This is a genomic window from Phyllobacterium sp. (genome assembly GCF_037994425.1).
GTDB lineage: Bacteria > Pseudomonadota > Alphaproteobacteria > Rhizobiales > Rhizobiaceae > Phyllobacterium.
Window position 1 is genome coordinate 1 of the sequence record NZ_JBBNAM010000388.1, and the last position, 12577, is coordinate 12577.

The 12577-nt window shown below is 57.5% G+C and carries 12 protein-coding genes and 1 pseudogene; 11 read left to right on the forward strand and 2 right to left on the reverse strand.

Features of this window, described 5'->3' with window-relative positions:
* The coding region (locus AAAB35_RS25890) for a glycosyltransferase family A protein (RefSeq protein ID WP_340671212.1) at nucleotides 1-838 on the reverse strand (838 nt) is incomplete at its 3' end.
* Nucleotides 839-1234: 396 nt separating this feature from the next.
* On the opposite strand from AAAB35_RS25890, the gene AAAB35_RS25895 reads away from it, so the two are divergent.
* From AAAB35_RS25895 to AAAB35_RS25945, 11 genes are all read left to right on the forward strand, one after another.
* Nucleotides 1235-1891 (forward strand): response regulator transcription factor, encoded by a 657-nt coding sequence (locus AAAB35_RS25895; RefSeq protein WP_340671213.1) that lies wholly within the window; start codon nucleotides 1235-1237, stop codon nucleotides 1889-1891.
* Nucleotides 1888-3264, forward strand: coding sequence for an ATP-binding protein (locus AAAB35_RS25900; protein WP_340671214.1), 1377 nt, complete (start codon nucleotides 1888-1890; stop codon nucleotides 3262-3264). The genes AAAB35_RS25895 and AAAB35_RS25900 overlap by 4 nt, the downstream gene beginning before the upstream one ends.
* 117 nt (nucleotides 3265-3381) lie before the next feature.
* Nucleotides 3382-4059, forward strand: coding sequence for an MtnX-like HAD-IB family phosphatase (locus AAAB35_RS25905; RefSeq protein ID WP_340671215.1), 678 nt, complete (start codon nucleotides 3382-3384; stop codon nucleotides 4057-4059).
* Between the two features lie 243 nt (nucleotides 4060-4302).
* Entirely contained in the window at nucleotides 4303-5034 is a 732-nt protein-coding gene (locus tag AAAB35_RS25910) for a FadR/GntR family transcriptional regulator (RefSeq protein WP_340671216.1), read from the forward strand.
* Nucleotides 5031-6614 carry an ABC transporter substrate-binding protein gene (locus AAAB35_RS25915; protein WP_340671217.1) on the forward strand — a complete coding sequence of 528 codons (1584 nt, stop codon included), beginning with the start codon at nucleotides 5031-5033 and terminating at the stop codon, nucleotides 6612-6614. The genes AAAB35_RS25910 and AAAB35_RS25915 overlap by 4 nt, the downstream gene beginning before the upstream one ends.
* Nucleotides 6615-6667: 53 nt before the next feature.
* On the forward strand, nucleotides 6668-7627 hold the full coding sequence (locus AAAB35_RS25920; RefSeq protein WP_340671218.1) for an ABC transporter permease: 960 nt from the start codon (nucleotides 6668-6670) through the stop codon (nucleotides 7625-7627).
* Nucleotide 7628: 1 nt separating this feature from the next.
* Nucleotides 7629-8504, forward strand: coding sequence for an ABC transporter permease (locus tag AAAB35_RS25925; RefSeq protein ID WP_340671219.1), 876 nt, complete (start codon nucleotides 7629-7631; stop codon nucleotides 8502-8504).
* 19 nt (nucleotides 8505-8523) lie between these two features.
* Nucleotides 8524-9441, forward strand: a complete 918-nt coding sequence (locus AAAB35_RS25930) for a dihydrodipicolinate synthase family protein (RefSeq protein WP_340671221.1) — start codon at nucleotides 8524-8526, stop codon at nucleotides 9439-9441.
* Between the two features lie 6 nt (nucleotides 9442-9447).
* Nucleotides 9448-10470: an ABC transporter ATP-binding protein gene (locus AAAB35_RS25935; RefSeq protein ID WP_340671222.1), complete on the forward strand. Its 1023-nt coding sequence runs from the start codon at nucleotides 9448-9450 to the stop codon at nucleotides 10468-10470.
* Nucleotides 10467-11435 carry an oligopeptide/dipeptide ABC transporter ATP-binding protein gene (locus AAAB35_RS25940; protein ID WP_340671223.1) on the forward strand — a complete coding sequence of 323 codons (969 nt, stop codon included), beginning with the start codon at nucleotides 10467-10469 and terminating at the stop codon, nucleotides 11433-11435. Before AAAB35_RS25935 ends, AAAB35_RS25940 begins: the two co-directional genes overlap by 4 nt.
* A 1-nt stretch (nucleotide 11436) precedes the next feature.
* Nucleotides 11437-12372 carry a dihydrodipicolinate synthase family protein gene (locus AAAB35_RS25945; RefSeq protein WP_340671224.1) on the forward strand — a complete coding sequence of 312 codons (936 nt, stop codon included), beginning with the start codon at nucleotides 11437-11439 and terminating at the stop codon, nucleotides 12370-12372.
* A gap of 35 nt (nucleotides 12373-12407) precedes the next feature.
* On the opposite strand, the pseudogene AAAB35_RS25950 reads toward AAAB35_RS25945, so the two are convergent.
* Nucleotides 12408-12577: pseudogene (locus AAAB35_RS25950) on the reverse strand (glutathione S-transferase family protein); the annotation flags it as partial.

Consider the following 12577-nt stretch of genomic DNA (forward strand, 5'->3'; position numbering starts at 1 on the left):
TAAAACACCTTACTGTGCCCGTGTCAGGATGGTAGATGGCATAGCGTGCATGCGCTTGGGTTTCGTAATCCACGACGTTACGGACATTGAACAATTTCGGATGGCGGCTGCGAATATGCCGAAGGATAGGGATAAAGTCGCGCTCGGCCGCAACCAGCATGCTTTCGCCGCGGCGACGGTACCCGAAACCCGCATCCTTGACATGGACGCCGCGAAAGCCCCGCTCCAGGCCGCGCAACCAGAAATCCCAGTCCTCGACGCCCTGGCGCATATCGGTATCAAATCTTACCGAGGCATCGAGCATGCGCCGTGAAACCATGCTTCCGGCCTCGCAGAAATTGCGGAAGAGATGCTCCAGCGGCGAATACGGTCCGGACGTATCGGCAAACTCATCGAACCCGAACTTGTTGATGTCCGGATAGGCCCAACCGACATGCGGACCGCTTTGGCGCAATGCGTCGAGAAGTCGTTGCAGGAGATGTGGGCCAATACGATTATCACAATCAAGGAAGTATACGGCTTCCAAATCCGCAAAGGCTGCCAGCGCAAACTCGATCCCGCTGTTGCGCGCAGCGCTCAATCCTCCGTTTTTCTTGTGCAAGTAGAATATTCGGCCAGGATAAGCGGCGGCAAATGTCTGGCAAACATCGTGGGTTTCCGGGAGAGGACATCCATCATTGACAACAACAATGGCGTAATTGAAATCGGTGACCTGATTGAGCGCGGTGTGCAACGCCTCGCTGGTCAACCAGGGTTGGCCATAAGCTGGAACAACGACGGCTACCTTGACATCCGACCCCACGTGGCACGGATTGGCAAGTATCAGCTTCTCTGTCAATTCATGTTGCGTATTACTGAACGTATCGTGCAAACCATTACCCCGGTATCAAGGACCAACCCTTGTAGAGCACAATTGTCGAAACAATGGCTATATTCGTTTTTGACGCGTGTGGGTCCTTTTTCTCCACGGATACAGCGACACTTGCCAGGAGGCCTTTGTTCCGCCTCGCGCAAGTGTCTTCAGACTGCGGCGTCAGCGAATCGCTCTTCCCCTTCGACTGGCCTTCGCAGGGTTGGCCCACGGGATACGTCGTTCGGCAGTTGAACATTGCAGAGCCGTTCAAACCGGTAAAATTCGCAACATCGCTGGATAAGGTTCCTAAAAAAGTCGAGAAGCTCGTTCCTACTGTCGACGCTACGGCTTGCGGGCCTGCGTTTCGAGGGTTGAAGTGAAATGCGTTTGTTGCTCGTTGAGGATGACGAACTTCTTGGATCGTCGTTAAAAAAGGCTCTGGAAAAGCATGCTTACGGCGTGGATTGGCTGAAGGACGGCGAGTCGGCTCTTTCTGCAATATTCGATCTGAGCTTCGATCTGGTAGTCCTCGACGTCAACCTGCCAAAGCTCGACGGACTGGAGGTCCTGAAGTCCGTGCGCAGAAACAAGAACCTCGTGCCGATCCTTCTCCTGACGGCCAGGGACACCGCGTTCCAAAAAGTAGAGGGGCTCGATGCGGGCGCGGACGATTACCTGGTTAAACCATTCGATCTCGACGAACTCCTGGCGCGGTTGCGCGCCCTCGTCAGACGTCGGGAAGGGCGCTCTGAAATCCTGCTGCGTTGCGGGAACGTGGAGGTCGACCCCTCGGCCATGGTCGTCCGCAATCCGCAGGGCCAGATTACGATGACCGCCAAGGAATTCCAGATGCTCAAGCTGCTCATGGAACGTGCGGGCAAGTACGTGACGAAGAGCGATATCGAATACGCTCTCTACAGCGCAGAAAATGCCGTTGAAAGCAACACGACCGAGGTCGTCATTTACAATCTGCGCAAAAAGCTCGGCAGTGAATTCATCCGATCCATACGCGGCGTCGGCTATATGGTCGAGCCGTGAATAGGTCGACGTTAACCCGCAAACTCTTCTTCAGGGTTACGCCGACGATCCTGATCACAATCGCCATTGTCGCTGCGTTCGCCTTTCACAGTGCGACGCGCGAAATCAATAATATATACGATGCGCAATTGATCAACGATGCCAATTTATTGTGGACTCTATTGCAGAAAGAGGTCGAGAGGCCGGAGACGCGACCGCCCAAACAGATCAGCGACATCGACCTGGCAATGGGCAATCAGCTGGCGATGAACGAAGACGCTGACGACTATGCCGAAGCCCATATGTTCCGAGCCTGGAAAGATGGAAAAATCCGAGTCTTTTCGAGCACTGCTTTTCCCGAGCACATTCGTGAACAGCGAACGGGCTTGTCGCAGATTGATTATGAAGGCGAGGCCTGGCGTGTCTATTCGCTGTCAATTCCGCAGACATCAATTGTTATTGAGGTCGGAGAAAAGCTCGCGCTGCGACGGACGCTCGTCCTCAACATCATGCTTAACCTGTTCTTCCCCTTGCTGATCCTCGTGCCAATCATCGCCTTCCTGATCTGGTTCGGTATCAACAACGGATTAGGTCCCATTCACGGTCTGGTGCGACAGATCCGCAGCCGTTCGCCAGACGACCTGACCGCCATACCGATCGATACATTGCCGCGCGACCTTTCCCCGCTCGGCCGGTCCATAAACCAGCTCCTGGACAAACTCGACCGCTCACTGATTGCTGAACGGCGCTTCGCCGATCATGCGGCACATCAGTTGCGCACCCCGCAAGCAGCCGTGAAGCTGCTGCTGCAGATGCTCGCTGTGACCGAAGATGAAGACGAGCGCAAAGTGATCCTGAACGATCTTGAGACCAGCAATGAGAGGGCGATGCGCATGATCGAACAGCTCTTGCGCACGGCGCGTGTCAGCCACCAGCCCCTCGAGCTCATGAACGTGCCTCTCTATAATACGGTTGCTTCGGTGATTGCCGAGTTCGGCAATCTGATCACCGGCAAGCAACTCGACGTATCGTTGCTTGGATCGGAGACGGCCCTGGTTAGTGCGGACGAACCGCTGCTACGCCTCATGATCAGCAATCTTATCGACAATGCGATCAAGTACACGCCGGCAGGCGGTTCGATCCGCGTGACGATCAAGCCGGAGAACGATCGGTGGCTCCTGTCCATCTCGGATAGCGGACCCGGTATTGCCGCGCAGCACCACGAGGCGGTATTTCAACGGTTTTATCGTATCGACAGCCCCCAGAAGGAAGGATCGGGACTGGGACTGGCAATCGTATCCGATATCGTGGACCGCTTGTCGGCAACCATTGCGCTCAACGTCCCGAACGCTGGCGGGGGTCTTCGTGTCGATGTGGGATTGCTCAAGAGCTAGGGCCTTGGAGCTCCCGCCGAGAGCATTCAGCAAATTCAGTTCCGCTTCATCCTCACCTAATTTTGCTCTCAGGACCGGCTGCTAAAACCCGGGCGCAGTCCAAATGAGGGTTATCAAATGCATGTGTTTTGCGATTTTGACGGAACGATCTCGATCGACGATGCGACCGATTTCATTCTGGCGCGCCTGGCCGATCCTGAATGGGAAATAGTGGAACGCAAATGGCTGGACGGAAAAATCGGCTCTGGCGAGCGCATGCGCCGCCAGATCGCTCTGATTCGCGCCAAGCAGGAGGAGCTCGATGAGCTGCTGGACGACGTCGTTCTCGACCCGACTTTTTCCGATTTCGTCCGTTTCTGTCGCTCTCGCCACATCCCCATTTCGATCGTCAGTGACAGCGTCGACTACTTTATCAAACGCATTTTTGCACGCCATGGCTTGGCCGGCCTTCATATTATCGCCAACAAACTCTCGATCGAAACAATGGAGGGGCTGACGAAGTACACCCTTTCATCGCCTTATGCCGATCCCTCATGCCTTACCGCATCGGGCGTCTGCAAATGCCGCGCGCTGACGTTGGAACGTCCCCGCGTCTATATCGGTGAGGGACGCTCGGATTTCTGCGCCGCGCATCGGCCGGAACTCGTCTTCGCAAAAGGGCAACTCGCCGATTACTGCTTCTTCCAAGACATTCCCTTCATCGCCTATCGCACGTTTGACGACCTCACCTACAGTATGCAAACCGCGCTACCCGCTTTGCTACAGCCCCAAGCAAAGCGCAACGTCGCCGCCTGATCAAAGAGACCATGTGCAGCGCCAAGGAAAGACTCGATCATCAAGGTTTGCGAAAAAGTAGCGTGGCCAGAGCCAGGCCTTCGCCAAGGTAGACCCACGCGGCGATCGCAACTCAAAAATCACACCATCTCCGTAACCTACGTAATCGACCAAAGTCCCGCGCGCCTAGGTCGAGCGCACTGCCCAGTTGACAGATATCCTACAAGTGGATATTTGATATGTTATGGACCAGCGGAGATGACGATGGGTCTGAAATCGATCAAGCCATTGACTAGAGCGCCGCTCCTTCACGTATCGGTGCAGGAAAGTTTGCGCGCCTACATTGACGATAATGGCTTGCAGGCCGGCGCGCCGCTGCCGCCGGAAAGCGATCTGGCGCAGCAATTGGGCGTCAGTCGCAATTCGGTCCGGGAAGGCATCAAGGCGCTCGAGTCGGTCGGCGTGCTGGAGTCAAGGCGCGGCGTCGGGGTCTTCGTGAAAGCCTTTTCCTTCGAGCCGCTGCTTGACAATCTCGCCTACGGACTGGGAGGGGCCCTGCGCCAGGTCGAGGAAGTCCTGGAAATCCGCCGCACGCTGGAGGTGGGCCTCATCGGCAAGACCCTCCAATTAATTACGGACGAAGATATCCAGGAGCTGCGGCGGGTCGTGGCGCGCATGCGGGTTCATGCCGAACGAAACGAGGCCTTCGTTGACGAGGACCGGCTGTTCCACCGGCTGCTGTTCCGCTGCCAGGGCAATGAAACCCTGGTGCGGGTCATCGAGGTGTTCTGGCTAGCCTTCTACAAGGCTTCCGACTTCGTCAATCTTGAAAATACCGATCCGATGCGAACGTGGCGCGATCATGAGGCGATCGTCGATGCTGTGGAAGCGAAGAATCTCGAAGACGCACGCAGCCGTCTCGACAGCCACTACGAGGGGATCGCTCGGGTAATTGCCCATAACAAGATCAATTCATCCAATGGGAGGATACCATGAAGCTAAAAATGATGGCCTCGGCGCTCGCGCTATCGGCAATGCTTGTGGGAGCAGGCATATCGATGTCGCCGACGCCCGTGCAAGCAGCAACCTTGTCGGGTGGGTTTGATGTCGGACCGGGAGGATTCCAGGGCAACTTCAACCCGCTTGCCGCAACAGCTGGCTTCACCTGGCTTAGCGTCTATTTCGAGCCGCTCGTCGCCTATGACGAGAAGCTGCAAAAGGTCGTTGGCGTCCTGGCGGGCTCCTACGAGGTTAGTCCGGACCAGTTGACCTACACATTCAAGCTGGCGGATGCCAAATGGCACGACGGCAAGCCGTTTACGTCGAATGATGCGAAGTTCACTATGGGACTTGCCATGGACGCGAAATCCGGCTCGGTCCTTGCCGCCAGGCTGAAGGCCGTCGCGTCGGTCGAAGCGCCAGACGAGCACACGCTCGTGATCAAATTGAGTGCGCCAAGCGCCAGCACGCTCGATACACTGACGAAGGTCATGATGCTGCCCGAGCATGCGCTGAGTTCCATTCCTGTAGACCAGCTTGCCAAAAACAGCTGGTGGTCGACCAAACCAATTGGCACGGGACCATTCAAATTTACCAAATATGTCACCGACCAGTATGTTGAGCTTGCCGCCAACACAGACTATCGCGGTGGCAAACCCGCGCTTGAGCGTGTGATCAACCGGTATTTCGCCAATCCCGCTGCCGCTATCGCGGCATTGCGGGCAGGCGAGATCCAATTCACCTATGTCGATTCCAACGACGTATCAACGTTCAAAGGCGACGAAGCGTTCAAGGTGATCGAAGGCGATTCCTTTGTCGTGAACTATCTTGGCTTCAACCACGAATCGCCGATCTGGAAGGATGTTCGTGTCCGAAAGGCCGTGATGTATGCGATCAACCGCGATGCGATCATCAAGAGTCTCTACAGCGGTGCCGCCAAGCCAGCCGACTGCGCTTATGTCGTCGACCAGTTGATACCGCAGGATATCGATAATTATGCCTATGATCCGGAGAAGGCCAAGAAGCTGCTCGAGGAAGCCGGGTGGGCGCAAATCAACGGCGACAAACCAATCACTTTGCTAACCTACTACACCACGCCATTGGCAACCAATGTGCTGGCTGCCGTCCAAGCGATGCTGGCGCAGGTAGGGATCAACGTCGTACCGCGAGCGGTCGATACGCCGACTTACAACAGTATCGTCCTCAACCCGAAACCCGATGTCGCGCAATTCCAGCTGGTCTATGCCGGTCTGCAGAATGGCCCGGACGCCGGCAGCATCAATGTCGGTCTCAATGAAAAGCAGATTCCGCCGGCGGGACCGAATGTCGTTAGGGCTCGCATGCCCGAGCTCAACGCGGCACTCGATGCGGCGCTCGCTGAACCGGATGCGTCCAAGCGTGACACACTCTATCAGGATGTCTGCAAGGTGATGAACACGAACCTGCCTTGGGCAACGCTGTGGGTGGCAAACCGTTACGGCGTTGTTTCGGCAAAAGTTAAGGATTTCATCTGGACTCCGGCTCCGGGCGGCGGCCCCTACCAGGCTCATCCGGAAAAATGGTCCATCGGCGAATAGCCCGCATCCACCTTAAGGGGTGACGTCAGTCATCCCAATCCGACGGAACTGCGATGCTTCAGTACAGTCTTCGACGCCTGATAATTGGGGCCGGCATGCTTGTCGCCTTGAGCATGCTGATCTTCCTGCTCCTGCGCCTTACGCCGGGCGATCCTATCGATGCCTATATCGACCCGAACATCCCCATGGCGCCAGGGCAACTTGCGCAACTGCGTAGCCAGCTGGGCCTGAATAAGCCCTTGCCGGTACAATATCTGGCATGGCTCAAGCAGGCATTGACCGGAAATCTGGGCTTTTCGATCAAGCGGCAGGATCAACCGGTATTGAGCCTGGTGCTTTCACGTATCGGACCGACCGTGGTGTTGATGGGCTCTGCCCTGATCATCGCGATCGTTGTCGGCATCGTGACGGGCGTTGTCAGTGCGGTACGGCGCAACTCGGCCACCGATGTGTCATGCTCGATATTTGCCCTCATCGGCATTTCGAGCCCGGCATTTCTAAGCGCGCTGATCGGTCTTTATGTGTTTGCGGTGCGCCTGAAATGGGCTCCCTCAGGGGGCATGCTGACGCCAGGCGCTGAATTTTCACTCGGTGACCTTTTGCAGCACCTTGTGTTGCCTGCTGCACTGCTTTCAATCGCTCAGGCCGCCCTGATCATGCGCTACATGCGATCATCGCTGCTGGAAGTGCTCAACCAGGACTATGTGCGTACGGCCCGCGCAAAAGGCGTCAGGGAGTTTTGGGTCATAGCCAAACATGCGCTACGCAACGCACTGCTGCCTGTCGTCACCCTCATTGGCTCGACCATCGGTCTGGCAATCGGCGGTGCGATCTTCATCGAGAGCGTATTCAATTGGCCAGGTATGGGACTGCTGCTCGTCAATGCCGTGGAGGCACGCGACTACCCCGTCATCATGGGCGCGACACTTATCATCGGGGCCTGTGTGATCGCCGTCAATCTTGCGACCGACATCACCTATGCGCTCATTGATCCGCGTATCAAGGTGGGCTGAAATGCTTGCACGCACGCCTCGACCCAGCCCCGGTCCAATTGCACGAGCGCTGCATCGTTTCCGTCACAACCGGGCGGCGCTGTTTGGCGTTGGCGTTATCGTACCCATGCTGCTGCTCATTGTGTCCTACCCGCTGTGGTGGACGTTCAAACCAAATGATATCGATCTTCTGGCCATGAACAGCGGGCCCACCGCGACACACTGGTTTGGCACTGATGGCGTGGGCCGCGACGTGCTTGCGCGTGTTCTTGAGGGCGGGCGCATTTCGTTACTCGTGGCAGGCGCCTCAACGATCATCTCCGCGATCATCGGTTTTCTCATGGGCGCCATTTCGGCGCTTGCCGGACATTGGGCCGATGCGGTTACCATGCGTTTCGTCGATCTGGTCATGACCTTGCCGCCTGTCATCTTCCTGCTGGTGCTGGCATCGATTGCCGGTACCGGCATCTGGCCGACGGTTCTCGTCATCTCGCTGCTTTCATGGCCTCTGTTGGCACGGATGGTCCGCTCGCGCTTGCTTGAACTACGCGAACGCGACTTCGTTTTGGCCTCGCGTGGCATGGGAGCAGGTCTCGGACACCTGCTGCTCCGACACGGCCTGCCGAATTCGATCGATATTCTCGTCGTTTTTGCGACGTTGCAGATCGCCAACGCGATCCTTCTGGAAGCAGGATTGTCATTCCTCGGCCTCGGCATTGCGCCTCCTGCCGCCAGCTGGGGCAACATGCTCAATGCCGCCCGCTCAACCGCGGTTCTCGAACAGTTTCCCTGGCAATGGCTGTTCCCCGGCGGAGCTTTGGTCCTTGCTGTTCTGGCAATCAACTTCATCGGCGACGGTCTGAGGGACGCCTTCGATCCTCGCGCCGAATTGAACTGACAACCGAAAGAAAGCGAAAATGACAAGATTTCATGGTGTTGTTCCCCCCGTCGTGACACCGCTCAACCCTGACTTCACGATCGACTATTCGTCCTACACAAAGGTGCTGGAACATCTGATAGGGGCGGGATGTCACGGCGTGTTCGTGCTCGGTTCCACCAGCGAAGTGGTGTTCCATGACGAAAAGACGCGCCAGGAAATCCTTGAGCACACAGTCAAAGTGGTCAACGGACGCGTGCCGGTGATTGCGGGCGTCATTGATCCGACGACCGATCGCGTGATCAACCACGCCAGGGTCGCCAAGGCAGCTGGCGCCGCTGCCGTGGTCGTCACCGCGCCATTCTATACCGTTACCAGTCAGGCCGAGACGCTGGATCATTTCCGCTACATCAAGGATGCTGTCGATGTTCCCCTCGTAGCCTATGATATTCCGGTATGCGTGCATACCAAACTTGCACGCTCAACGGTGACGACACTGGCAAAAGAAGGTGTGATCATCGGTCTTAAGGATTCCAGTGGGGATGATGGCAATTTCCGTTACGCGCTGCTTGATCTTGCCGAATACAGGGATGTCTTCCTGATGACTGGTTCGGAGATCGTCGTCGACAATGCGCTCTTGATGGGCGCGCATGGTGTGGTACCTGGCCTCGCCAATGTCGACCCGCACGGTTATGTCCGGCTCTGGGATGCCGCGCGGCGCGGTGATTGGATCACGGCGCGCAAGGAGCAGGAGCGGCTCTGCCGACTGTTCGAGATCGTGTGGGTCGCACAGCACCGCGTCAGCGGCGGCGCTTCCGGTGTCGGCGGGTTCAAGACCGCCATGCGCAGTCTCGGCATAATCGGCACGAATGTCATGGCGCGGCCGCGCCAAGCGCTGAATGACGCGGAAGCTAAGCGTATCGACGCGATCCTGCGTTTAACCGGCCTGCTTGGCTAAGACCGCATGAACGCGAGCGTCCAACCCATTCTCGACATCCACGGACTGCGCACGACCTTCCGCACGCGCGGCGGCGAGATTGTAGCAGTCAATGGGATCGATCTGACCGTTGCCGCCGGCGAGACGGTGGCGCTCGTTGGGGAATCCGGTTCGGGCAAATCGGTAACAAGCCTTTCCGTCATGCGCCTTCTGACCCGCAATGTCGGCACGATCGCGGACGGCAGTATTCGCTTCAAGAGCAAGGATGGGGTCGTTCGCGATCTGGTGGAACTTGATGAACAGGAAATGCGAGCGATCCGCGGCGATGACATTGGCATGATCTTTCAGGAGCCGATGTCCAGCCTCAACCCCGTGTTTACGGTCGGCGACCAGATAGCCGAGCCCATCCGCATCCACCGCAATGCCGGTCGCAAGCCAGCTATGGATGCGGCGATCACACTGCTGGAACAGGTGGGAATTCCCGATGCTAAACGAAGAGCCGGGCAATATCCCCATGAACTATCCGGCGGGATGAGGCAGCGCGCAACAATTGCCATGGCGCTGGCTTGCGATCCGACGCTGCTGATCGCCGACGAGCCGACGACGGCGCTCGATGTCACCATCCAGGCGCAAATCCTCGATCTCCTGCTGAAGCTCCAGCGCGAGCGTGGCATGGGCATGCTCTTTGTCACGCACAATCTTGGCGTGGTGGCCGAGATCGCCCATCGGGTGGCAGTCATGTATGCAGGACGGATCGTGGAAGAGGGGCCCGTAGGCGAGGTCTTCCGCGATCCGCGACATCCCTATACCCTAGGCCTGCTGGCTTCAATACCGCGCCTTGGCGAGGCGACGCGCATGAAGCAGGCGGGGCAGAAACTCGCCGCCATCCCCGGCGTGGTGCCGAGCCTGGCAGACATGCCTGACGGCTGCGCATTTTCGCCGCGCTGCCGTTTCGCGATCGACGCCTGCCGGACAGCAGTACCGCCGTTCGCCGAGGTGAATCCGGCACACCGCAGCCGCTGCATTCGCTGGCAGGAGGTAAGTCGATGACCCCCATGCCGCTCCTTTGTGTCCGCGATCTGGCCAAGCACTACCTGTCGCGTGGCACCAAGTTGAATATTCTCGATGGGATATCATTCCATATTGATAAGGGTGAGGTGGTGGGGCTTGTCGGCGAATCCGGTAGTGGCAAAACCACGATAGGGCGTTCGGTGTTACGGCTTGTCGAGCCTTCTTCCGGCAGTATCCGCTTTGATGGTACCGAACTGACCACGCTCTCGTCCGCCGAGATGCGAAAGGCGCGCCCGCGCATGCAATATATCTTCCAGGACCCGTTCGCTAGCCTGTCGCCGCGCATGACGATTGGCGAGATCCTGACCGAGGGCCTCAAAATCCAGGGTATCGGATCGCGCAAGGAGCGCCTTGATCGAGCTCGTGACTCGCTGGAACAGGTCGACCTGCCGGCAGAGGCGATCAACCGCTACGCGCATGAGTTTTCCGGCGGTCAACGTCAGCGTATCGGTATAGCGCGCGCCTTGACACTTTCGCCGGAATTCATTGTCGCCGACGAACCGGTATCGGCACTCGATGTGTCGATCCAGGCACAGGTGATCAATCTCCTGCGTGACCTCCAACAGCGGCTTGGTCTCACCATGCTGTTCATCTCACATGATCTCGCCGTCGTCGAATATATCTGCGACCGGGTAATTGTCCTTTATCTCGGCAGGATCATGGAGATAGCATCAAGCTTGGATCTCTATGCCCGGCCGCAACATCCCTATACCCGGGTGCTCCTGTCGGCCATCCCGTCGCCCGATCCGGATGCATCGCGCAATCACCAGATGTTGGAGGGTGATATTCCAAGTCCCGCCAATCCACCGAGTGGCTGCGTGTTTCGCACGCGCTGCCCGAACACGCTCGACGCCTGCGCCAAGACGGTGCCGCAATTGCGTGAAGTGGCGCCGGGACACTTCAAGGCCTGTATTCGCGACGATCTAAACGAACCAGGAGCCTGATGTGAAAGCAGGAAACCCCATTATCAGCGGCAATTGGGCCAGTCTCCTCCTGCCGATCGAGCCAGATGACAGCATTGAATTCCAAAAGCTCGGCGAGGAGATCGATATCCTGATTGATGCGGGAGTCGACGGCATCTACTCGAATGGTACGGCCGGAGAATTTCACAACCAGACCGAGGAGGAATTTGACAGGACGCAATCCATACTCGCCGAACGCTGCCAAAGGGCGGCGATGCACTTCGTTGTTGGCGCCTGCCAGTCCGATCCGGCCATCATGCTCAATCGGGTGCGTCGTGCCGCAGCGCTCGGTCCTGCAGCCATTCAGGTCATATTGCCTGACTGGTGGCCTGTGACCAACGGGGAAGCCATCGATTTCCTGAACCGGGCAAGCGAAAACGCAAATGGAATTCCGCTGATCCTCTATAATCCGCCCCATGCAAAGCGTGTACTTTCGCCGGCGGAACTCGGCGCCATTCTGGCCATGACATGGGGCGTTGCAGGCGTGAAGCTCGCTGATGGCGGCAAGGACTGGTATGGCGAAGCCCGCGAGCATCTCCACGGTATCTCACTCTTCGTTCCCGGACATCATCTTGCTACTGGGGTGAAGGAGGGGATTGCGGCTGGTTCGTTTTCCAATGTTGCGTGCCTCAGTCCAAGCGGTGCCCAGCGATGGACCGAACTAATGCGGACCGACATCGCTGCGGCCCTTAAGATCGAACAGCGCATCTGCCGGTTCATGGACGAGCATATTTTGCCCTTCAGGCAGAAGGCTGGTTATTCAAATGCCGCTCTCGACAAATTGCTCTGTGCCATCGGCGGGTGGGGGCCCGTCGGTACCCGTCTGCGCTTTCCGTACCATTGGATTGCGGAAGAGGAGGCGATACGTATCAAACCGATTGCTAAGCGGGAATTGGGCGACCTTTTGGATAATCCATAAGAGAATGACGCTTCGAGCACAAAAAGGGACCTTTGTCAGCCGGTCGATGCGGCGGCAAAAACCGCCAACTGAGCGTCGAAAGCACGCTTGTATGCGGGCCGCGCTTCGCCGCGGGCAACATAGGCGGAGAGGTTCGGGTATTCGTTGAGCATACCCGATCCTTTCAACCTCAGCAGCACCGACACCATCTGCAGGTCACCGGCGC

Bases quoted from the DNA above. Each gene is read 5' to 3' on its own strand.
- AAAB35_RS25930 (WP_340671221.1), top strand. From the start codon at position 8,524: ATGACAAGATTTCATGGTGTTGTTCCCCCCGTCGTGACACCGCTCAAC.
- AAAB35_RS25895 (WP_340671213.1), top strand. From the start codon at position 1,235: ATGCGTTTGTTGCTCGTTGAGGATGACGAACTTCTTGGATCGTCGTTA.
- AAAB35_RS25920 (WP_340671218.1), top strand. From the start codon at position 6,668: ATGCTTCAGTACAGTCTTCGACGCCTGATAATTGGGGCCGGCATGCTT.
- AAAB35_RS25910 (WP_340671216.1), top strand. From the start codon at position 4,303: ATGGGTCTGAAATCGATCAAGCCATTGACTAGAGCGCCGCTCCTTCAC.
- AAAB35_RS25915 (WP_340671217.1), top strand. From the start codon at position 5,031: ATGAAGCTAAAAATGATGGCCTCGGCGCTCGCGCTATCGGCAATGCTT.
- AAAB35_RS25940 (WP_340671223.1), top strand. From the start codon at position 10,467: ATGACCCCCATGCCGCTCCTTTGTGTCCGCGATCTGGCCAAGCACTAC.
- AAAB35_RS25925 (WP_340671219.1), top strand. From the start codon at position 7,629: ATGCTTGCACGCACGCCTCGACCCAGCCCCGGTCCAATTGCACGAGCG.
- AAAB35_RS25935 (WP_340671222.1), top strand. From the start codon at position 9,448: ATGAACGCGAGCGTCCAACCCATTCTCGACATCCACGGACTGCGCACG.
- AAAB35_RS25905 (WP_340671215.1), top strand. From the start codon at position 3,382: ATGCATGTGTTTTGCGATTTTGACGGAACGATCTCGATCGACGATGCG.